This window comes from Pseudoalteromonas sp. T1lg10 (assembly GCF_002964545.1).
Taxonomy (GTDB): domain Bacteria; phylum Pseudomonadota; class Gammaproteobacteria; order Enterobacterales; family Alteromonadaceae; genus Pseudoalteromonas.
Map to the genome: position 1 here is coordinate 13,922 of NZ_PQBV01000006.1, position 20,359 is coordinate 34,280.

The following is a 20,359-nucleotide window of genomic DNA, read 5'->3' on the forward strand; positions in this document are numbered from 1 at the left end:
TCTTAGTCCTCTACGTTCAAGCCCATTGCACGCGCAGAACCTGCGATAGTGCGTACCGCAGCGTCCATGTCGGCCGCTGTAAGGTCAGGTTTCTTCATCTCAACGATTTCTTCTAGTTGAGCACGAGTAACAGTACCTACTTTTTCAGTATTAGGACGGCCTGAACCAGACTTGATACCAGCAGCTTTCTTAAGAAGGTAAGCAGCAGGTGGTGTCTTCATTTCAAACGTGAATGAACGGTCGCCGTAAACTGAGATGATTACAGGAACCGGAGCGCCTTTCTCTAGTGATTCTGTACGGGCGTTGAACGCTTTACAGAATTCCATGATGTTAACACCGTGTTGACCTAGAGCAGGACCTACTGGTGGACTAGGGTTAGCCATACCAGCAGCAACTTGTAGCTTGATTAAAGCTTCAACTTTTTTAGCCATGATTATACCTCGTTAGGTGGGTCTTAGCCTCGTGCGCGCGAGGACGCGTACTCAAGCGGCTTCCCAATTTAAAAATTTAGTGCGCTTTTTGCTCATACTAAAGTGCAGAACACCGAGCACGAATACAAAAAGGCCGCTGATTATAAGTTAATCAGCGGCCTTTTTCAATACGATTTTGTCGTTTAAGTAGACAAATTATTTGTCTTGCTCTACCTGGCTGAACTCCAGCTCAACCGGCGTCGAACGACCAAAGATAAGTACAGATACTTTTACGCGGCTTTTCTCGTAATCCACTTCTTCAACAACACCGTTGAAGTCGGCGAAAGGACCATCAACAACACGTACCACTTCACCCGGCTCGAACAGAGTCGCAGGCTTAGGCGCTTCGGCATTTTCTTGTAGACGGTTAAGAATACGATCCGCTTCTTTTTTGCTGATTGGCGCTGGACGGTCAGAAGTACCGCCGATAAAGCCCATCACGCGAGGCGTGCTGTTCACTAAGTGCCAGCTGGCATCGTTCATGTCCATTTCAACCAGAACATAGCCTGGGAAGAACTTACGCTCTGATTTGCGCTTTTGACCGGCGCGCATTTCCACTACTTCTTCAGTAGGCACTAGCACTTCACCAAAGCTGTCTTCCAGACCCTGGATTTGAATGTGCTCTTTGATGGTTTGTGCTACACGCTTCTCAAAACCTGAGAAAGCCTGAATCACATACCAGCGTAATTTCTTTTCTTTGTTCTCTTCCGTCATGGGACTAGATCTCCAACCCAGTTAAAAAGCCTACTACTCGGAATAAAATTCCGTCCAATCCCCAAAGGATTAGTGCCATGATAACTGTTGCAATCATTACGATGAAGGTAGTGTGTATGGTTTCCTGACGCGTAGGCCAAACCACTTTACGTACTTCGATGCGTGCTTCTTTCGCGAAATTGATAAAGTTACGACCCTTTTCTGTGGTCGCTGCTACCGCTAAGGAGATAGCCACTGCCGCAACAACACCGATAGCTCTAAGTAGTGCAGACTCTTCACCATATACGGTGTTACCTACTACCGCTGCTACCAGTAACGCAATGGCGAATAGCCACTTTACCCAGTCCATCGAGCTTGACGGGTTTTCTACATTTGCACTCATAATTCCTGATACCTTAAATACAGACACAACAACCCCGTCACTTGACAGGGTAAATCTATCCAAATCTAACCTTAAAAAATTGCTTTTAAAACAGATTTTTAAACTTAGACTTACTAGCTGAAAAGTGGCAGGGGCGGAGAGATTCGAACTCCCAACCGTCGGTTTTGGAGACCGCTGTTCTACCAATTGGAACTACGCCCCTGCAAAGTGGATGCCCATTATACTGACCAACCGCGCTAACACAAGAGTAAAAGCCAGCCACATATAAAATTAATTGCGCGCTTTTAGTCCGTTCAATCTTTGTATAGCAGCAGAGGTTGCTCTTCGCCACGCCAATCGCTTAACAACCAGATTTGCTCAAACTGATGCGTCTTTGGCACCGGTAAAGTACGCAAAACGGCAATAAAGTCCTCTCTTTGCCATAGTGTGCTGGCATTGCGGATCAGCAGCCATACTCGCTTACTGTCGTATTTTTTGCTGGCTTTGGCACTTAACAATCGGCCCAGGGCAAAGGACAGTTGCTCCGAGCTCGGATTCAAAGCCAGTTGTGCCAGTTGGCGTTGGATATCCAGACCCAACACCCGCCCCAACACCGCCATGGCCTCGTGTTCATTGGCATACAGGTGGGCGATCTCTATGTCCAGACGCTCTTCGTCCATATAACAGCTGACGTCGGGCTTGGCCGGCTCATTATGCCAGATATGGCGCATCGGCGTATGATAGGTGCGCTCATAAGCACGCAAAAAAAGCCGCGCCGCTTCATGCTCTAATTGTAATTTTTCTGTTTCGCTGTCTGTCATAAGGCGCGATACAAGTCTTCTAAAAGCGCCGAAGCGCCAAAACGAAAATGAGCGGGAGTCAGCCAGGACTCGCCCATTACTTTATCGGCCAAAGCCATATACTGCTGCGCCTGTGCCAGGGTTCTGACACCGCCGGAAACCTTAAGCCCTACATCCTGGCCGCTTTGCTTTATTTCCGTCAGCATCACGGCCACGGCTTCATAAGTGGCATTGACCACCACCTTGCCTGTGCTGGTTTTGACAAAATCGGCGCCACCGGCGATGGCAATGCGGGTCGCCTGCGCTACCTGAGGCAAACTGAGCTCGCCACTTTCGATGATCACCTTAAGTCGCGCTCGACCAGCACACAGCTCTTTTGAACGGCGCACATAATCCAAGGGCGTTTGCTCATCCCCCGCCTGCAAACGCTTATAGGGCAGGACCAAATCGATTTCATCGGCGCCCAGGGCCAGTGCCAACTCGGTTTCACGTAACACCACATCTAAAGGCTGATCGCCATGTGGAAAATTGGTCACGGTCGCCAAGGCGGGGGGCTGAGAAAAGTGCATCTGCATATAGGCGCGCACATAGGTTAACCACTGCGGATAGATGCAAATCGCCGCAGGTAAGGGCTTATCCGCCGACAATTGCTGCAAAAACGCTTTGATATCTTGCTCCTCATCCCGCTCATCCAAACGCGTAAAATCCAAACAGGCCAATGCCCGCAAGGCGTCATCTGCTGCACTCATTTCCACACCCTCCTTTTTCCGCTACACCTATACTAACATTCAAACGGAATTCTTAAATCCCCTTCCCGGCTGTTTTATAAAACTCCGTTAACGCTTTATTTTTATTGGCTTAAGCCATTTCGAAAGTCAGCATATAACTTTTGGTTATATAAGCTTGGAACAAATTATTTTTTAACCATTGGGGCTGGCATTATGCTTTGCAGCTCTAACGAATCTTAGGGTTCGCTATTTTTTAGTTGCTTGGAACAGGTGGTAACGCGTGCAATATTTTCCCATATTCACAAAATTAGATAATAAGCCGGTGCTGGTCGTAGGCGGCGGCGAAGTGGCCCTGCGTAAGGCAACGGCCATGCTCAAGGCGGGTGCCAAACTGACGCTGATCGCGCCTGAATTTTGCACGCAACTAGAGAACTTGGCACAAGCACAAAAAATCACCCTAATTCGCGCCGAATTTAACGCCGAGCAGCTGAAAGGCTTTATGCTGGTGATCGCCGCTACCGACAGTGAAACGGTCAATGCCCAGGTACAAACGGCCGCCGATGAACAGAACATTTTCGTTAATGTGGTCGATGATCAGCCCAAGTGCAGCTTTATTTTCCCATCGATCGTTGACCGCAGCCCGGTGACTATCGCGATTTCAAGTGCCGGCACTGCGCCTGTACTGGCAAGACGTCTGCGGGAAAAACTTGAGACCTTGATCCCACAGCACATTGGCCCATTGGCCAATCTGGTCGGTCGTTTTCGTTCGCAGGTCAAGCAGCGCTTTACCCACTTTGCCGACCGCCGTCAGTTTTGGGAGCAGGTGTTTGACTCCAATGTGGTGAGTGAAGTGCAAAAAGGCAATGAAGAACAGGCTTATACGCAACTGCAGCAAATGCTGAATGACACCCCGGCGCCCAACGGCGAGGTGTATGTGATTGGCGCCGGCCCTGGCGACCCGGAATTATTGACGCTCAAAGCCTTACAGCTAATGCAGCAGGCCGATGTGGTGGTTTACGACTACCTGGTGTCCGACGAAATTATGGAGCTGGTACGCCGCGATGCCGACCTTATTTGTGTGGGCAAGCGCGCCGGTGACCACAGCGTGCCGCAAGAGCGCACCAATGAAATCCTGGTAGAGCTGGCGCAGCAAGGCAAAAAAGTCTGCCGTATTAAGGGTGGCGACCCCTTTATTTATGGTCGCGGTGGCGAAGAAGTGCAGGTACTGGCCGAGCATGGCGTCAGCTATCAAATCGTCCCAGGCATTACCGCCGCAGCGGGCTGTAGCGCTTACGCCGGTATTCCGCTGACCCACAGGGATCACGCGCAGAGCATTCAGTTTGTAACCGGCCACTGTAAAAAAGAGGGTCAGGAGCTGGATTGGCAGTCCCTTGCTAAGCCTAATCAAACCCTGGCGATTTACATGGGGGTGATGAAATCTCCGGATATCAAGGCACAACTTATTGACCATGGCCGCAGCCCGGCAACACCGGTGGCCATAGTAGAAAACGGCACGCGCAAAGAACAGCGCGTGGTTACGGGCACCCTGGCACAGTTAGACGAGTTGGTGACTCAACATAATATTCAGTCACCGGCCTTACTCATAGTAGGTGAAGTAGCCTCATTACATCGGCAGTTGGCCTGGTTTGGCAATACCGCGCAAACCAGCAGCCTGGCGCAGCCCCTGACCGATGTGGCATAACACCCTATGGCAAATTTATTAAGAGTTTAGGCAGGAACAAAGCTATGGCTTTAACACATCTTCAGCAGCTTGAAGCTGAAAGCATCAAAATTATCCGCGAAGTCGCGGCTGAATTTGAAAACCCGGTAATGCTTTACTCCATAGGTAAAGACTCCTCGGTGCTATTACACTTGGCCCGTAAGGCTTTCTTTCCGGCGAAGATCCCCTTCCCCTTGTTGCATGTAGATACCGACTGGAAATTTCGCGAGATGATTGAGTTTCGTGATCGCATGGCCAAAGAATACGGCTTTGACCTGCTGGTACATAAAAACCCCGAAGGTTTGGCAATCAATATCAGCCCCTTCGTACACGGCTCCAGCAAGCACACCGACATCATGAAGACCCAGGGTCTGAAGCAGGCGCTTAATCAGTATGGTTTTGATGCAGCCTTCGGTGGCGCGCGCCGTGACGAGGAGAAATCCCGCGCCAAGGAGCGCGTCTATTCGTTCCGCGATAAGCACCATAGATGGGATCCGAAAAACCAGCGTCCGGAGCTGTGGAATACCTATAACGGCGAAGTGAACCAGGGCGAAAGCATCCGTGTGTTCCCGTTGTCGAACTGGACCGAGCTGGATATCTGGCAGTACATCTACCAGGAAAATATCGAAATCGTGCCACTTTACCTGGCTCAGCCACGCCCTGTGGTTGAGCGTAACGGCACCCTGATCATGGTCGACGATGAGCGTATGCCACTGAACGAAGGCGAGCAGCCGCAGCTGAAGTCGGTACGTTTTCGCACCCTGGGTTGCTACCCGCTTACCGGCGCGGTGGAATCCGAAGCCAATACCCTGACCGGCATTATCGAAGAGATGCTGCTGTCGACATCATCGGAGCGTGAGGGCCGCGTAATCGATCACGATTCCGCCGGTTCCATGGAGAAGAAAAAACGTGAGGGCTATTTCTAATGTCAGCAACTGCCAATGAAGTAAAAGAATTAGGCATAGAGGCCTATTTAACGCGCCAACAAGACAAAAGCCTGTTGCGCCTGTTGACCTGTGGCAGCGTTGACGACGGTAAATCGACGCTGATCGGCCGTTTGTTGCACGATAGCCACCAGATCTATGAAGATCAACTGGCGGCACTGCATAAAGACAATGAAAAGGTCGGTAACGCCGGCGAAGAGCTGGATTTAGCCCTGCTGGTCGATGGCCTGCAGGCGGAGCGCGAGCAAGGCATCACCATAGACGTGGCCTATCGCTATTTCTCCACCGCCAAGCGTAAGTTCATTATTGCCGACACCCCGGGACACGAGCAGTACACCCGCAACATGGTGACCGGTGCGTCGACCAGTGACTTAGCGATTATCCTGGTGGATGCCCGCTACGGAGTTCAGGAGCAAACCAAGCGCCACAGCTTTATCTGTGACTCACTCGGTATCGAGCAGTTTGTGGTGGCCATCAACAAGATGGATATCGTCGGTTTTGATGAAACTGTGTATGAGAAGATCAAGGCCGATTACCTTAAGTTTGCCGAGCAGCTGAATGTCAGCGACATCAAGTTTGTGCCCATGTCGGCGCTTAAAGGCGACAACGTGGTGACTCGCTCAGAGCATACCCCCTACTACACCGACAAACCCTTACTCGAGCTGCTGGAAGATTCTCCGGCGGCGGCCACCAACAATGGCTTTGAAGCCCGCCTGCCGGTGCAGTATGTGGTGCGTCCTAACTTAGATTTCCGTGGTTTCCAGGGCACCATTACCTCGGGCGAATTTAAGGTGGGCGATGCGGTCAAGGTATTGCCTTCGGGTAAAACCTCAAGCATCAAAGAGCTGGTCACCTTCGATGGTAATCTAGATACCGCCGAAGCCGGTCAGGCCATCACCATGACCTTGAACGACGAGATAGATATCAGTCGCGGCGATGTGATCGTACCGAGCGCTTCCACTTCGGTGGCGACCAACCAGTTGCAAGCCAAACTGGTATGGATGCACGAAGAGCCTTTGGTTGTCGGCAAAACCTATAACCTTAAGCTAGGTGCCAAGAAAACGGCGGCGGTGATCTCACGCATAGATCACACCATAGACGTAAATACCTTGGCCCATGGCGAGGCGGACAAGCTGCAGCTTAACGAGATTGCCATAGTGACTGTGGATTTGACCGAACCCTTGCTAGCGGATGTGTATCGCAATAACCGCGAAACAGGTGCCTTTATCCTGATCGACCGCCTGTCTAACCTGACCGTGGGTGCGGGTATGGTTGAGCAGGTATTAGCAGCTACGCAGGAGCAACAAGCAAGTCAGTTCAGCGACTTTGAAGTTGAGCTAAATGCCCTGGTGCGTAAGCACTTCCCGCATTGGCAAGCACTAGACATCAGTAAGTTGCGTTAAGCCATGGATGCCGTTTTTTATGTGCTGATAATAGCCGCCTTATTTGCCGCCTTGGTTTTGACCCATGTGCGCCCGGCGACCCTGTTTTTCAGCGCATTACTCGGCTGCTATACCCTAGGGTATGTGGATACCCCAACCCTGCTGGGCAACTTTACCAACACCGGGCTGGTGAGCCTGGTGTTGTTGATGCTGGTCTCCATCGCCCTGGAGCGTACCTCCTTGTTGCAGATTTTGGCCAAGCGCATCGTCGACCCTTCCTTGAAATTAAGCATTATCAAGGTAAGTACGCTGACGGCAGCGGCATCGGCGTTTTTAAATAATACCGCCGTGGTCGCCTCTTTAGTTGGGCCACTGACCCGCAATAAGCATCATGCACCTTCTAAGTTGTTGATCCCACTGTCGTATGCGGCCATTTTAGGGGGCACCACCACCTTGGTCGGTACCTCGACTAACCTGATAGTTAACAGCTTTACCCAGCAATACGATGACCTGAGCCTGGCCATGTTTAGCTTTTTGCCCATAGGCCTGGCCGTCACTCTGGTGGGCGTCCTCTTGCTGATCTTTTGCCATAAGCTGCTGCCCGACTACCCCAGGGTTGAAGGCGAACACAAGGAGTACCTGCTTGAAGCCAAGGTCAATACGGACTCCCCCCTGATTGGCAAAAGCATAGAAAAAAATGGTCTGCGCGATTTGGACGACCTCTTCTTAGTGGAAATAGTCCGAGAAAAGCGTTTGATCAGCCCGGTTCGCCCACAAAACAAGGTACGCGCCGGCGACAAACTGATTTTTACCGGCAATGTGCAGAGCGTGACCGCCCTGCAGCGCATTCCCGGGATCACCCTGTTCGCCGACAGCAATGGTTTACTGAGCTCAAACCTGCAAGAAGTCATAGTCACCCATACCTCGACCCTGGTGGGCCAGACCTTAAAGGACGTGGGTTTTCGCGCCAAATTCGATGCCGCCGTGGTAGCGATCCACCGCAACCGTGGACGCCTCTCTGGCAAGCTGGGCGAGGTTGCCATACGTCCCGGCGACCGGCTGATGCTGGCGGTGGGCCGCGACTTTCAAAACCGCAACAACCTGGATAAGAACTTTTACTTTGTCAGCGAGCACAGTGTCGCCAAGGCCTATAATCGCGTTAGCGAATTCGCCCTGCTCGGTGGCTTTGCCGCTGTCATTGCCCTGGCCGCCACCGCCTTAGTGCCCCTGGTACAGGGCTTATTGGTGTTTGTCGCCCTGCTGTTGGCCACCAAGGTGCTCGACGGCCAGGAATTAAAACGTCGTTTTCCCTTTGAGCTGGTGATCATTATCGCCTCGGCCCTGGGCCTGGCCAATGCCTTTAGCGGCTCCGGCGCCGAACTGGCTTTGCAACACTGGCTGGGAGAGCATCAGGGGCTCACCCCCTTTATGGCCCTGGTACTGGTGTATGTGCTGACCGTGCTACTGACCGAGTTGATCACCAATAATGCCGCCGCCGCGCTGATGTTCCCGCTCGCCTATGGCCTGGCCAGCTCCTTAGAGGTAAGCCTGATGCCTTTCGCCATGACGGTGGCCTATGGCGCCAGCGCCGCCTTTATCAGCCCATATAGCTACCAAACCAATATGATAGTGATGAACGCCGGCCAGTATCGCTTTGCCGACTTTGCCCGCCTAGGTGTGATAATGTCTTTGGCCTATGCCGCCGTGGTACTGTCACTGATTGGTTATGTATTTGAGTTTTAAGATCGAGACCTGAGAATGGATGAAAACATAGTGTGGCACCAACACGGTGTCGATAAGCAAAAAAGACAAGAACAAAATGGCCATAAAAGCTGCATTCTGTGGTTTACCGGCTTTTCCGGCTCGGGCAAAAGCACCATAGCCGGCGCCCTGGAAGCCAAGCTGCATGAGTTGGGCCAGCACACCTATTTGCTTGATGGCGATAATGTCCGCCACGGCCTCTGTGGCGATCTCGGCTTTAGCGACGCCGATCGTAAAGAAAATATTCGCCGCGTCGGTGAAACCGCTAAGCTTATGGTCGATGCCGGATTAATTGTACTCACCGCGTTTATTTCCCCATTTCAGGAAGAAAGAGATATGGTACGTAATCTGGTGGGTGAAGCCGAGTTTATCGAAGTGTATTTAGATACACCTTTGGCCACCTGCGAACAGCGCGACCCGAAGGGCTTGTATAAGAAAGCGCGGGCAGGTGAAATCGCTCATTTTACCGGCATTGACTCTGACTATGAGGTGCCGCGTAACCCAGAGCTCACCCTGGATACTTCAACACAGGATATAGACGGCTGCGTGGCGCAACTTATCGCCTATTTGCGCGGCAAAAACATAATAGGATAGCCAATGACTTCTCCAGAACTGCTAGAACAAGTTGTGCAACTGGCGCAAGACGCCGGACAAGCGGCCATGCGCATCTATAACAAGGACTTTAACGTCGAGTATAAAGACGATAAAAGCCCGGTCACCGATGCCGACTTGGCCGCTCACAAGGTGATCCTTGCTGGGCTGGAGAAAATCACGCCTAAGCTGCCAGTGCTGAGTGAAGAGAGCGCCGCCATTAGCTGGCAGGAGCGACAGCAATGGCAACGTTACTGGCTGGTCGACCCCATTGACGGCACCAAGGAATTTATTAAGAAAAACGGTGAATTCACCATTAATATCGCCCTGATTGAAAACGGCGAGCCAGTACTGGGCGTGGTCGATGCCCCGGCGCTCGGAGTCACCTATCTGGCCACCCAGGATATAGGTGCCTTTAAGCAGGTTGGCGAAGCGCGCATCGAGCTGAAGGTGACTAAGAAGGAAAATAAGGGCGTGATCCGCGTGGTCGGCAGTCGCTCACACCCGTCCGAGCAACTGGCCAACTTCCTAAAGCAGTTTGACGAAGTGGATATGGTACCCAAAGGCAGCTCGCTGAAGCTGTGCTTGGTAGCCGAAGGCGCCGCCGATATTTACCCGCGTTTAGGACCGACGTCAGAGTGGGATACAGGTGCCGGACATGCGGTGGCCGTCATCGCCGGTGCCACTGTGACTACGGTTGACGGAGCGCCTCTTAAATACAATCAAAAAGAAAGCTATCTCAATCCTTTCTTTATTGTCAGTGCCCTGCAATCCTAAGCAGCCCGCTACGTCGAATTGAAAGTTAAAAAAAGCAGCCTAGGCTGCTTTTTTTTTCAGAATAACCTTCACAGGCTCAGTTCAAGGCCACGACCTTGGGCCCAGGCTCGGACGCTGGTCTTGTCATAGGTGATTTCTTTAAACAGCTTATGCTGGCAAAACTCCAAGAAGGGCTCGGCGCTGCGACCCTGATAGAGAATACGGTTATGGTTATCGTTAAAGCGCGATAGCAGTGCAAAGTATTGCTCGCCATGCGCACCTGAGAGCTTAATAGCGTCGGTAATGGCCGTACGCACCTGCTCGGCACTGCAATGATGTGCATATTTATGGCCTAAAAATTCCTCAAAAACCGCTTGTCTTGCACCCATCTTATTCTCCTATAGATCTTGGCTGGCCGCTCATCACGACCAGGCCCCTATTGTAGGCTTTTGTATGACAAATTTATGAATTGGACTACAGGCGGCGACAAAAGTTTTGTCTTTTTGCGATGCTTGCCGCCAGGCTTGGGGTATAATGGCCACCAACTAGGCAACAAGCGCCCGAACAGCATGCACGACGATATTATTGAAGTTGAACTTGAAGAAGAACCCATAGAGCTTTGTAAGCTACTTAAGGTGCTCGACCTCGCAGAGGGCGGTGGCCATGCCAAGTTATTGATCGCCGACGGTTATGTGGGCGTTAACGGCGAGTTTTGCACGCAAAAGCGAAAAAAAATCTATGCCGGTGATACGGTGCACTTCGACGGCGACACCTTTTTAATGAGCGCTGCGGAAAATATGGTGCAGCGCGAGCAACACAAAGCCCCTGCGCCAAAAGCTCCCAAGGCAAAGCAAGCGGCAGCTGCGAAGCAAGCAGCGAAACCCGCTGCAGCCAAAAAAGCCAAGAAGAAAACCTCTAACCGCGACGAAAACACCGGCCGTAAGCCCATTTCATTCGGGTAAGTTCGCAGGGCGAGTTACAAAGTTTCCTGCCCTGACAGGTTGAAAAACACGCAAATATCCCCAAGCTCTTAAATGTGGCTAAAATTCAGCCGCAAGGAACTTTACGCATCAAATAATCGCACTGTGCGATTGTGTCATGCGCCAAGAGCAAAAGGGGTATTGAATGAAGAACAGCTTTAACACGCTTGCACAGCTTACCGTCAACGCCAAGCAATATCATATTCACTCGTTAGCAAGCTTAGGCGATAAAGCCAAGCGCCTGCCATTCTCGTTAAAGATTTTACTGGAAAACCTGCTGCGCCACGAAGATGGCGAGAACATCCACAAAGACGATATTCAGGCCTTACTTGATTGGCAACCACAAGCCGAGCCGAGTAAAGAGGTGGCCTTTACGCCGGCACGGGTGGTGATGCAGGACTTCACCGGGGTGCCCGCTATTGTAGATTTAGCCGCGATGCGTGATGCCATGGAGCAACTCGGTGGCGACCCCAGCAAGATCAATCCCCTGTCACCGGCGGAGCTGGTGATCGATCACTCGGTGCAGGTCGACAGCTATGGCAACAACGGCGCCTTCGATATCAATGCCAAACTGGAATACCAGCGCAATAAGGAACGCTACGAATTTTTACGCTGGGGGCAAACGGCCTTTGATAACCTCACCGTAGTGCCTCCGGCCACTGGCATAGTGCATCAGGTAAACCTGGAGTACCTGGCCCGGGTAGTGTTTGAAAATGAGGAGCAGGGACACACCTTCGCCTACCCGGACAGCCTGGTCGGTACCGACTCGCACACCACAATGATCAATGGCCTGGGCATTCTTGGCTGGGGTGTGGGCGGCATTGAGGCCGAGGCCGCCATGCTCGGCCAACCCATCAGCTTACTGATCCCCCAGGTAGTCGGCTTTAAACTCAAGGGCGCACTGCCAGAGGGCACCACGGCCACGGATCTGGTATTAACCGTGACACAAATGCTGCGCGAAAAAGGCGTGGTCGGCAAGTTTGTGGAATTCTATGGCGATGGCCTGGCCGACTTGCCGTTGGCTGACAGAGCCACCATAGCCAATATGGCCCCGGAATACGGTGCCACCTGCGGCATCTTCCCCATCGACCAGGAAACTATTGAGTATCTTAAACTCACCAATCGCAGTGACGAGCAAATAGCCCTAATTGAGGCATATGCCAAGCATCAGGGAATGTGGCGTGAGGCCGGCGACGAATTCCTTTACAGCGACACCGTAGAACTGGATTTAGGTACAGTAGTACCGAGCCTGGCGGGACCAAAACGACCGCAGGATCGTATCCCGCTTGATGAAGCCGGCAAGATCATTAGCGCACATTTACGTCACTTTGAAGATGAGCGAGCCGAGAGAAATGTCCTGGGAATGGAAGATGAAGCCCGCATTGTTTCCGAGGGTGGGCAGCCAAGACAATCCAAAACCGCAGCAAATACCTGCGGCATTGCCAAGGTTAAGTTTAACGGTGAGGAGTTTGAGCTTAGCGACGGCGCCTGTGTCATCGCCGCCATCACCAGTTGCACCAATACCTCGAACCCCAGTGTGATCCTCGCCGCTGGACTGGTTGCTAAAAAAGCCAAGGAGCTGGGACTGAATGTGAAGCCCTGGGTAAAAACCTCCCTGGCGCCGGGCTCACAAGTGGTCACCGACTACTTAAAAAAAGCCGGGCTTATGGATGACTTAGAAGCATTGGGCTTTAACCTGGTCGGCTATGGCTGCACCACCTGTATTGGTAATTCCGGGCCACTCGCCGATGAAATTCACCAGGCCATCATTGATCATAAATTGATCGTCAGCTCGATTCTCTCCGGCAACCGCAACTTTGAGGGGCGCATTCATCAGGATGTGAAGATGAACTTCCTCGCCTCGCCGCCTCTGGTGGTCGCCTATGCCATTGCCGGGCGCACCGATATCGATGTGTATAACGAGCCACTGACGCAAGACGAGCAAGGCCGCGATGTTTACCTTAAAGATCTCTGGCCCTCGGTGAGCGAGGTGGCGGAGCTGGTGAAGTCCACGGTCACCAAGGAGATGTTTGCGAAAAGCTATGCCGACGTTTACAAGGGCGATGAGCGCTGGCGCACTATCGCTGTGCCCGAGGCTAAGCGCTATCAATGGGATGAGGCATCCACCTATATTCGCAAGGCGCCCTTCTTTGATGGCATGAGCAAGGAGCCACCGGGTCTACCCAGCATAGTCGGGGCCCGTTGTTTGGCGAAACTGGGCGACTCTGTCACCACAGATCATATCTCCCCGGCCGGGGCGATTAAGGCCGATGCTCCTGCGGGAGAGTATCTGCTTGAACATGGTGTATCACAAGGAGACTTTAACTCCTATGGCTCACGCCGAGGTAACCATGAGGTGATGATGCGCGGCACCTTCGCCAATGTGCGCCTGCGTAACCAACTCGCACCGGGCACCGAAGGAGGCATAACCAGAACCCAGCCAGAAGATAAGCTTGCCAGCATTTATGATGCGGCCATGCAGTACCAGCAAACGGACACGCCTTTGGTGGTGTTGGCCGGGGCCGAATATGGCACTGGCTCTTCGCGGGACTGGGCGGCCAAGGGCTCGCTATTGCTTGGTATCAAAGCGGTGATCGCCAAAAGCTATGAGCGTATCCACCGCTCAAACCTTATTGGCATGGGGGTACTGCCCCTGCAGTTTAAAGCGGGTGAAGGCCATGAAGAGCTCGGGTTAACCGGCAAGGAAACCTTTGATATTAATGGCCTGTGCGATAAAGCCAAGGAGCTGGAAATTGTCGCTACCAACGAGGACGGACAGCAAACCAAGTTTAGGGTCGATGTGCGTATCGATACCCCGAAAGAATGGGAGTATTACAAGCACGGCGGCATTTTGCAGTATGTGCTGAGGCAAATGCTGCGCTCCTAAGTCAGATTAAGCCGTGCCTAGCACGGCTTTTTTATTCCATTAACACAAATAGCTCAGCTTACCCTGCTCTTGTAGCTTGGCCACATAACGCCGTTCCAATCGCCAGGGGTGGCGTTTCCAGCCTTGGAAACCAAAACCGATAATATGCACCGGCGTTCCAGCTGCGACAAAATGCGCTATGGCCTGAGTGCCTGAGCTGGGCCATTTGGGTTTGCACTCGGGCTGCCCTAAACGCAACAACTCGGCTAATAACTGCTGCCTTACCGCCGCCGTTATTCTTTTTTTTGAGTGCGCAGGGGCAAACTTAGCCATCAGCGCTTCACCATGATCCAAGCTGCCTTGGCGACCAAGGAGACGGAAGCACGTCTGTGTAACTGGGTTAGGGGGTGGGTCTGTGATCACTAGGCTAAGCAGTTGCTGAGGATCTATATCCAAGTGTGAATGCGCTAGTTTATGGGCTTGGCGACCACGGCCACTGAGCCAGAGATCGGTGCATTTGCGGCCAAGATGCTGAGGCATGCCGGCACAAAAGTTAAAACGCACTACCCGGGTATAAGAGTCCACCTCGGCACGGATGTCTGCGGTGATAGGCGCATTGCCAATGATCAAAATCGGCTCTTTGTTCTCAGGCATGACTTACTCGCATTGCATCCATAGAGGGCGCATCCTAGAGCAAGTTTATGAAGTGCAGATGACAAAAAGCCCCGGCAGATGCCAGGGCTTTTTTGGTCCAAATAAACTTAATTAAAAATTAAGCTTTCTTCGGACGCTCGATAACATCTACCAAAGTCCAAGACTTAGTCTTAGAGATAGGCGCACACTCACGGATAGTAACTGTGTCGCCAGTCATGGCAGTGTTGTTCTCATCATGTACGTGCAACTTAGTAGTACGTTTGATGAATTTCCCATAGATAGGGTGCTTCACGTAACGGGCTACAGCAACAGTGAAAGACTTGTCCATCTTGTCGCTGATTACACGGCCTTGTAGAGTACGGATCTTATCGCTCATTATGCACCTGCCTTCTGGTTAATAACCGTTTTAACACGCGCGATATCGCGACGTACTTTACGTAGCAAATGAGATTGAGCTAGCTGACCAGTGCTTGCTTGCATGCGCAGGTTAAACTGCTCACGAAGAAGTTCAATAAGTTCAGCGTTAAGCTCTTCTACGCTTTTGTCTTTAAGTTCGCTAGCTTTCATTACATCACCGTCCGAGTTACAAAAGTGGTTTTGAATGGTAATTTACGAGACGCTAGGTTGAATGCTTCACGAGCAAGCTCTTCTGAAACACCTTCCATTTCGTAAAGTACTTTACCAGGCTGAATTTCAGCAACCCAGTATTCAACAGAACCTTTACCTTTACCCATACGAACTTCAAGCGGTTTGTTTGTGATTGGCTTGTCTGGGAATACACGGATCCAGATTTTACCTTGACGCTTGATGTGACGTGTCATAGCACGACGAGCTGCTTCGATTTGACGAGCAGTCATACGGCCACGACCAGTAGCCTTAAGACCGAAAGTACCGAAGCTTACTTTGTTACCGTTTTGCGCAAGACCACGGTTGCGGCCTTTGTGCATCTTACGGAATTTTGTACGTTTTGGCTGTAACATTATTCGCTACTCCTACTTAGCACTTTTCTTGGCTTTCTTCGGGCCACGTTTAGCAGGCTTCTCTTGCTCTTGTACTAGTGGAAGACCACCAATAACTTCGCCTTTGAAGATCCATACTTTAACACCGATAATGCCGTAAGTGGTTGCAGCTTCAGAAGTTGCGTAATCGATATCAGCACGAAGAGTGTGTAGAGGTACACGACCTTCACGGTACCACTCAGAACGTGCGATTTCTGCGCCGCCTAGACGACCGCTTACTTCAACTTTGATACCCTTTGCACCTAAGCGCATTGCGTTTTGTACCGAACGCTTCATAGCGCGACGGAACATAACACGACGCTCTAGCTGTGACGCAATACCGTCAGCTACTAGTTGTGCATCAAGCTCTGGCTTACGAACTTCAGAAATATTGATCTGAGCCGGTACACCAGCGATTTTAGTTACAGCTTGACGTAGCTTTTCAACGTCTTCGCCTTTCTTACCGATAACAACACCAGGACGAGCTGTGTGAATTGTTACACGGATAGATTTAGCTGGGCGCTCGATAACGATTTTAGCCACAGAAGCGTTCTTAAGTTCCTTAGTAAGGTAAGAACGTACTTTGTGATCGCCAAAAAGCTGCTCAGAGTAATCTTTTGTATTCGCGTACCAGGTAGAAACCCATGGTTTAGAGATACCTAGGCGAATACCAGTAGGATGAACTTTTTGTCCCATTACTTATATCTCCTAGTTATCCGAAACCACAACAGTGATGTGGCTTGTACGCTTAAGGATGCGGTCAGCGCGTCCTTTAGCACGAGGCATGATGCGTTTCATTGTAGGACCTTCGTCTACAAATACTTTCGCTACTACAAGCTCATCAATGTCAGCACCTTCGTTGTGCTCCGCGTTCGCGATAGCAGACTCAAGTACTTTCTTAACTAATGCAGCCGCTTTCTTAGGGCTGTACGCCAGGATTTCTAGGGCGCGATCTACCGGTAGTCCACGGATTTGGTCTGCAACTAGACGTGCTTTTTGCGCCGAACCAGAGGCGAATTTGTGTTTAGCTAATGCTTCCATCATAACCTCCGATTAACGTTTCTTAGCTTTCTTATCAGCAGCGTGGCCGCGATAAGTACGTGTAGGTGCGAATTCACCCAGTTTGTGACCGATCATTTCGTCTGTGACAAACACAGGAACGTGCTGACGACCATTATGGACAGCGATGGTCAATCCGATCATGTTAGGTATGATCATTGAACGACGGCTCCAAGTTTTAATTGGCTTCTTGTCACCGCTTTCCAACGCTTTCTCTACCTTCTTCAGCAAGTGCAGGTCAATAAATGGACCTTTCTTGAGAGAACGTGGCATGGCTATTCCTCAACTATTATTTAGTACGACGACGTACGATAAACTTATCAGTACGCTTGTTCTTACGAGTCTTGTAACCTTTGGTAGGTACGCCCCATGGAGATACAGGGTGACGACCACCAGAAGTACGACCTTCACCACCACCGTGCGGGTGATCTACCGGGTTCATGGCAACACCACGAACGGTCGGACGGATACCACGCCAGCGGTTTGCACCGGCTTTACCAAGTGAACGTAGCATGTGCTCAGCATTACCTACTTCACCTAGCGTTGCGCGACAGTCAGCTAGTACTTTACGAACTTCGCCTGAACGAAGACGTAGAGTCACGTATTGACCTTCACGTGCTAGGATTTGTACGTAAGCGCCTGCAGAACGTGCAATCTGTGCACCTTTGCCAGGCTTAAGCTCTACGTTGTGTACAGTCGAACCTACAGGCATGTTGCGCATAGGTAAGGTGTTACCAGCTTTGATTGGTGCATCAACACCAGACTGGATTTGATCACCTGCTTTAAGACCCTTAGGAGCGATGATGTAACGACGCTCACCGTCGGCATAACAAACCAAGGCGATGTTCGCGCTACGGTTTGGATCATACTCTAGACGCTCTACTTTAGCTGGAATGCCATCTTTAGTGCGTTTAAAGTCAATTACACGGTAATGATGCTTGTGACCACCACCGATATGACGAACCGTGATACGACCTTTGTTGTTACGACCACCGGTCTTAGAGTTCTTCTCTAGAAGCGGAGCGTATGGCTTACCCTTGTGTAGATCAGGGTTAACCACTTTAACGACGTGACGACGACCCGCAGAAGTTGGTTTACACTTTTGAAGTGCCATAATTCTAACTCCCCTTATTACTCGGCGCCGCCGACAAAGTCTAGCTCGCTACCTTCTTTAAGAGTAACGTAGGCTTTCTTCCAGTCGCTACGACGACCGAAACGCATACCAGTACGCTTTGTTTTACCCTTAACATTAAGTGTGCGAACACCAGTTACTTCTACTTCGAAAAGCTTTTCTACAGCTGCTTTAACGTCAGCTTTAGTTGCATCTTTTAGTACTTTGAAAACAATCGTGTTGTTATCTTCAGCAGATACAGTGCTCTTCTCAGAGATATGTGGAGCAAGGATTACTTTTAAAAGACGTTCTTCACGGATCATGCTAGCGCCTCCTCAAGTTGCTTTACAGCACCCTTAGTCATAACAACCTTATCGAAAGCGATTAGGCTTACTGGGTCGATGCCAGCTACGTCACGTACGTCAACCTTGTATAGGTTACGTGCTGCAAGGAATAGATTCTCTTCTACTTCTTCAGTCACGATTAGTACGTCTTTAAGCTCAAGCTCTTTAAGCTTAGCTACAAGGGCTTTAGTCTTAGGAGCTTCGATACCGAAGTTCTCAACTACAACTAAACGCTCTTGACGAACAAGCTCAGATAAGATGCTCTTGATCGCACCGCGATACATCTTACGGTTTACTTTTTGGCTGTGATCTTGCGGCTTAGCTGCAAAAGTCACACCACCGCTGCGCCAGATTGGGCTACGGATTGTACCAGCACGTGCACGGCCAGTACCTTTTTGACGCCATGGCTTCTTACCGCCACCGCTTACTTCAGAACGTGTCTTCTGAGCTTTAGTACCTTGACGAGCACCTGCTGCGTAAGCAACAACTACTTGGTGTACTAATGCTTCGTTAAACTCACGTCCAAAAGTAGCTTCGGAAACTTCAAGAGCGCCTGACGCGTCTTTAATTGCTAATTCCATCACTAAATCTCCAGGACTGATGCTTTAACAGCTGGTTTAACGATAACGTCACCGCCGATAGCGCCAGGTACTGCACCTTTAACTAGAAGCAGATTACGCTCAGCGTCAACACGTACTAGTTCAAGGTTCTGAGTAGTTACACGCTCAGCACCCATGTGACCGGCCATTTTCTTACCTTTAAACACCTTACCAGGTGATTGGTTTTGACCGATTGAACCAGGAGCACGGTGAGACAAAGAGTTACCGTGTGTAGCGTCTTGCATGCTGAAGTTCCAGCGCTTAACACCACCTTGGAAACCTTTACCTTTAGAAGTACCGGTAACGTCAACTTTGGTCACTTCGTTGAATACTTCAACAGTGATTTCGTTACCAACTTCGAAGTCGCCTTCACCGCCATTAAGACGGAATTCCCACAGACCACGACCCGCTTCAACGCCAGCTTTAGCGAAGTGACCCGCTGCTGGTTTGTTTACACGGCTAGCTTTTTTCTCGCCTGCGGTTACTTGAAGCGCGTTATAACCGTCTGTTGCGTCAGATTTGATCTGCGTAACACGGTTAGGAGTCGCTTCGATTACGGTTACTGGGATAGATACGCCATCTTCAGTGAAGATACGAGTCATGCCCACTTTACGACCGACTAGACCTAATGCCATTTTCCTAAAACCTCTCTAATCTTCCGATTAACCCAGGCTGATTTGAACATCAACACCAGCAGCAAGGTCTAGGCGCATTAGAGCGTCTACAGTCTTGTCTGTTGGTTCTACGATGTCGATCAGACGTTTGTGGGTGCGGATCTCGTACTGATCACGCGCGTCTTTGTTAACGTGCGGAGAAATCAATACAGTGAAACGTTCTTTGCGTGTAGGAAGTGGGATTGGACCACGTACCTGAGCACCTGTGCGTTTCGCAGTTTCCACAATTTCCGCCGTTGATTGGTCAATCAAACGGTGGTCAAAAGCTTTTAGGCGAATGCGAATGCGTTGATTTGACATTCTAAAACCTCAATAAAAAGAGCATTTAAAAAGAGCATAAAAAAACACCCGAAACTTACTTACTACTAAGAAGTCGGTTGTCCTTTTATTTTCTACCATTGAGCTCCAAATCGGAGCTCCTGTTTATGCTTGAAATCCAAGCTATATCTAGCTTTCCAAGTCCTTGGTGAGACACCTAAGGCAAAGAAAGTCTGCGTATTATAGAGAGATTGGTGATAAATGCAACAGTTTTTTCAGCGGGGGATGGGTACAGTGGACAAGAAGGACGAAATGCTCGACAAGCGCCGCGTATCCATCCTTCTTGCCTGCCGTAACACAGAATTCAGCCTCAGGGATACGACTAAATACCGAGCCTGGTGCGTTTATCGCAACCATTAGTCGTAATTATCTAGATTTTTAACTGACAGCAAGCTTAAGGCCTGAACATTTTGTATACCGCGCAATATCTCATAGCGATAAAGCTAGGCGACACCTTTAGGGCGCAAGCTCAGGTCAGGCGCAAAGTCGGCTTACAGAAATGGTCAGTCCAGTTATAACTTGGTATCAT

At 50.6% G+C, this 20,359-nt stretch carries 26 protein-coding genes and 1 tRNA gene; 8 read left to right on the forward strand and 19 right to left on the reverse strand.

What is annotated here, in order from left to right; translation table 11 throughout:
* Positions 1 to 2 precede the first annotated feature (2 nt).
* The 6 genes from rplK to deoC form a co-directional block, all read right to left on the reverse strand.
* The gene (gene rplK / locus C2M17_RS05845) at positions 3 to 431 is read right to left on the reverse strand and encodes a 50S ribosomal protein L11 (protein WP_105199934.1); all 429 of its coding nucleotides are present in this window, start codon (positions 429 to 431) and stop codon (positions 3 to 5) included.
* Positions 432 to 626: 195 nt separating this feature from the next.
* Positions 627 to 1,184: a transcription termination/antitermination protein NusG gene (nusG, locus tag C2M17_RS05850; RefSeq protein WP_105199935.1), complete on the reverse strand. Its 558-nt coding sequence runs from the start codon at positions 1,182 to 1,184 to the stop codon at positions 627 to 629.
* Positions 1,185 to 1,188: 4 nt separating this feature from the next.
* Positions 1,189 to 1,566, reverse strand: a complete 378-nt coding sequence (secE, locus tag C2M17_RS05855) for a preprotein translocase subunit SecE (protein WP_105199936.1) — start codon at positions 1,564 to 1,566, stop codon at positions 1,189 to 1,191.
* 125 nt (positions 1,567 to 1,691) lie between these two features.
* A tRNA-Trp gene (locus C2M17_RS05860) sits at positions 1,692 to 1,768 on the reverse strand.
* A 91-nt stretch (positions 1,769 to 1,859) separates the two neighbouring features.
* The gene (locus C2M17_RS05865; protein ID WP_105199937.1) at positions 1,860 to 2,366 is read right to left on the reverse strand and encodes a hypothetical protein; all 507 of its coding nucleotides are present in this window, start codon (positions 2,364 to 2,366) and stop codon (positions 1,860 to 1,862) included.
* A complete protein-coding gene (deoC, locus tag C2M17_RS05870; RefSeq protein WP_105199938.1) occupies positions 2,363 to 3,094 on the reverse strand; it encodes a deoxyribose-phosphate aldolase in 732 nt (243 codons plus the stop codon). Before deoC ends, C2M17_RS05865 begins: the two co-directional genes overlap by 4 nt.
* A gap of 259 nt (positions 3,095 to 3,353) precedes the next feature.
* Here deoC and cysG point away from each other — a divergent pair, with 259 nt between their 5' ends.
* The 6 genes from cysG to cysQ are packed head-to-tail and all read left to right on the forward strand — an operon-like array spanning position 3,354 to position 10,248.
* Positions 3,354 to 4,775 carry a siroheme synthase CysG gene (cysG, locus tag C2M17_RS05875; protein ID WP_105199939.1) on the forward strand — a complete coding sequence of 474 codons (1,422 nt, stop codon included), beginning with the start codon at positions 3,354 to 3,356 and terminating at the stop codon, positions 4,773 to 4,775.
* A gap of 44 nt (positions 4,776 to 4,819) precedes the next feature.
* Positions 4,820 to 5,719, forward strand: a complete 900-nt coding sequence (gene cysD, locus C2M17_RS05880; protein WP_105199940.1) for a sulfate adenylyltransferase subunit CysD — start codon at positions 4,820 to 4,822, stop codon at positions 5,717 to 5,719.
* The gene (gene cysN, locus C2M17_RS05885; protein ID WP_105199941.1) at positions 5,719 to 7,140 is read left to right on the forward strand and encodes a sulfate adenylyltransferase subunit CysN; all 1,422 of its coding nucleotides are present in this window, start codon (positions 5,719 to 5,721) and stop codon (positions 7,138 to 7,140) included. Before cysD ends, cysN begins: the two co-directional genes overlap by 1 nt.
* 3 nt (positions 7,141 to 7,143) lie before the next feature.
* Complete coding sequence (locus C2M17_RS05890; RefSeq protein WP_105199942.1) at positions 7,144 to 8,862, forward strand: SLC13 family permease; 1,719 nt, start codon at positions 7,144 to 7,146, stop codon at positions 8,860 to 8,862.
* Between the two features lie 15 nt (positions 8,863 to 8,877).
* Complete coding sequence (gene cysC, locus C2M17_RS05895) at positions 8,878 to 9,474, forward strand: adenylyl-sulfate kinase (RefSeq protein ID WP_105199943.1); 597 nt, start codon at positions 8,878 to 8,880, stop codon at positions 9,472 to 9,474.
* Positions 9,475 to 9,477: 3 nt separating this feature from the next.
* On the forward strand, positions 9,478 to 10,248 hold the full coding sequence (cysQ, locus tag C2M17_RS05900) for a 3'(2'),5'-bisphosphate nucleotidase CysQ (protein WP_105199944.1): 771 nt from the start codon (positions 9,478 to 9,480) through the stop codon (positions 10,246 to 10,248).
* A 68-nt stretch (positions 10,249 to 10,316) separates the two neighbouring features.
* On the opposite strand, the gene C2M17_RS05905 is transcribed toward cysQ, so the two are convergent.
* Positions 10,317 to 10,616 (reverse strand): hypothetical protein, encoded by a 300-nt coding sequence (locus tag C2M17_RS05905; protein WP_105199945.1) that lies wholly within the window; start codon positions 10,614 to 10,616, stop codon positions 10,317 to 10,319.
* Positions 10,617 to 10,796: 180 nt separating this feature from the next.
* On the opposite strand from C2M17_RS05905, the gene C2M17_RS05910 reads away from it, so the two are divergent.
* Positions 10,797 to 11,189, forward strand: coding sequence for an RNA-binding S4 domain-containing protein (locus tag C2M17_RS05910; RefSeq protein ID WP_105199964.1), 393 nt, complete (start codon positions 10,797 to 10,799; stop codon positions 11,187 to 11,189).
* 163 nt (positions 11,190 to 11,352) lie between these two features.
* Entirely contained in the window at positions 11,353 to 14,094 is a 2,742-nt protein-coding gene (acnA, locus tag C2M17_RS05915; protein WP_105199946.1) for an aconitate hydratase AcnA, read from the forward strand.
* A gap of 39 nt (positions 14,095 to 14,133) precedes the next feature.
* Here acnA and C2M17_RS05920 read toward each other — a convergent pair whose 3' ends face one another.
* The 12 genes from C2M17_RS05920 to rpsJ form a co-directional block, all read right to left on the reverse strand.
* Positions 14,134 to 14,727, reverse strand: a complete 594-nt coding sequence (locus tag C2M17_RS05920) for a hypothetical protein (RefSeq protein WP_105199947.1) — start codon at positions 14,725 to 14,727, stop codon at positions 14,134 to 14,136.
* 118 nt (positions 14,728 to 14,845) lie between these two features.
* Positions 14,846 to 15,103, reverse strand: a complete 258-nt coding sequence (gene rpsQ / locus C2M17_RS05925) for a 30S ribosomal protein S17 (RefSeq protein WP_105199948.1) — start codon at positions 15,101 to 15,103, stop codon at positions 14,846 to 14,848.
* Positions 15,103 to 15,294 (reverse strand): 50S ribosomal protein L29, encoded by a 192-nt coding sequence (rpmC, locus tag C2M17_RS05930; protein ID WP_105189377.1) that lies wholly within the window; start codon positions 15,292 to 15,294, stop codon positions 15,103 to 15,105. The genes rpsQ and rpmC overlap by 1 nt, the downstream gene beginning before the upstream one ends.
* Positions 15,294 to 15,707 (reverse strand): 50S ribosomal protein L16, encoded by a 414-nt coding sequence (gene rplP, locus C2M17_RS05935; RefSeq protein WP_105199949.1) that lies wholly within the window; start codon positions 15,705 to 15,707, stop codon positions 15,294 to 15,296. Before rplP ends, rpmC begins: the two co-directional genes overlap by 1 nt.
* A gap of 12 nt (positions 15,708 to 15,719) precedes the next feature.
* A complete protein-coding gene (gene rpsC, locus C2M17_RS05940; RefSeq protein WP_105199950.1) occupies positions 15,720 to 16,421 on the reverse strand; it encodes a 30S ribosomal protein S3 in 702 nt (233 codons plus the stop codon).
* A gap of 12 nt (positions 16,422 to 16,433) precedes the next feature.
* Entirely contained in the window at positions 16,434 to 16,766 is a 333-nt protein-coding gene (gene rplV, locus C2M17_RS05945) for a 50S ribosomal protein L22 (protein ID WP_105189398.1), read from the reverse strand.
* Between the two features lie 12 nt (positions 16,767 to 16,778).
* Positions 16,779 to 17,057 carry a 30S ribosomal protein S19 gene (gene rpsS / locus C2M17_RS05950; RefSeq protein WP_010367084.1) on the reverse strand — a complete coding sequence of 93 codons (279 nt, stop codon included), beginning with the start codon at positions 17,055 to 17,057 and terminating at the stop codon, positions 16,779 to 16,781.
* A 16-nt stretch (positions 17,058 to 17,073) separates the two neighbouring features.
* Positions 17,074 to 17,898 (reverse strand): 50S ribosomal protein L2, encoded by an 825-nt coding sequence (rplB, locus tag C2M17_RS05955; protein WP_105189379.1) that lies wholly within the window; start codon positions 17,896 to 17,898, stop codon positions 17,074 to 17,076.
* A gap of 17 nt (positions 17,899 to 17,915) precedes the next feature.
* Positions 17,916 to 18,218 (reverse strand): 50S ribosomal protein L23, encoded by a 303-nt coding sequence (gene rplW, locus C2M17_RS05960; protein WP_105199951.1) that lies wholly within the window; start codon positions 18,216 to 18,218, stop codon positions 17,916 to 17,918.
* Positions 18,215 to 18,820 carry a 50S ribosomal protein L4 gene (gene rplD / locus C2M17_RS05965; RefSeq protein WP_105189381.1) on the reverse strand — a complete coding sequence of 202 codons (606 nt, stop codon included), beginning with the start codon at positions 18,818 to 18,820 and terminating at the stop codon, positions 18,215 to 18,217. Before rplD ends, rplW begins: the two co-directional genes overlap by 4 nt.
* A gap of 2 nt (positions 18,821 to 18,822) precedes the next feature.
* On the reverse strand, positions 18,823 to 19,473 hold the full coding sequence (rplC, locus tag C2M17_RS05970) for a 50S ribosomal protein L3 (RefSeq protein WP_105199952.1): 651 nt from the start codon (positions 19,471 to 19,473) through the stop codon (positions 18,823 to 18,825).
* 27 nt (positions 19,474 to 19,500) lie between these two features.
* Positions 19,501 to 19,812, reverse strand: a complete 312-nt coding sequence (gene rpsJ / locus C2M17_RS05975; protein ID WP_010376390.1) for a 30S ribosomal protein S10 — start codon at positions 19,810 to 19,812, stop codon at positions 19,501 to 19,503.
* Positions 19,813 to 20,359 lie beyond the last annotated feature (547 nt).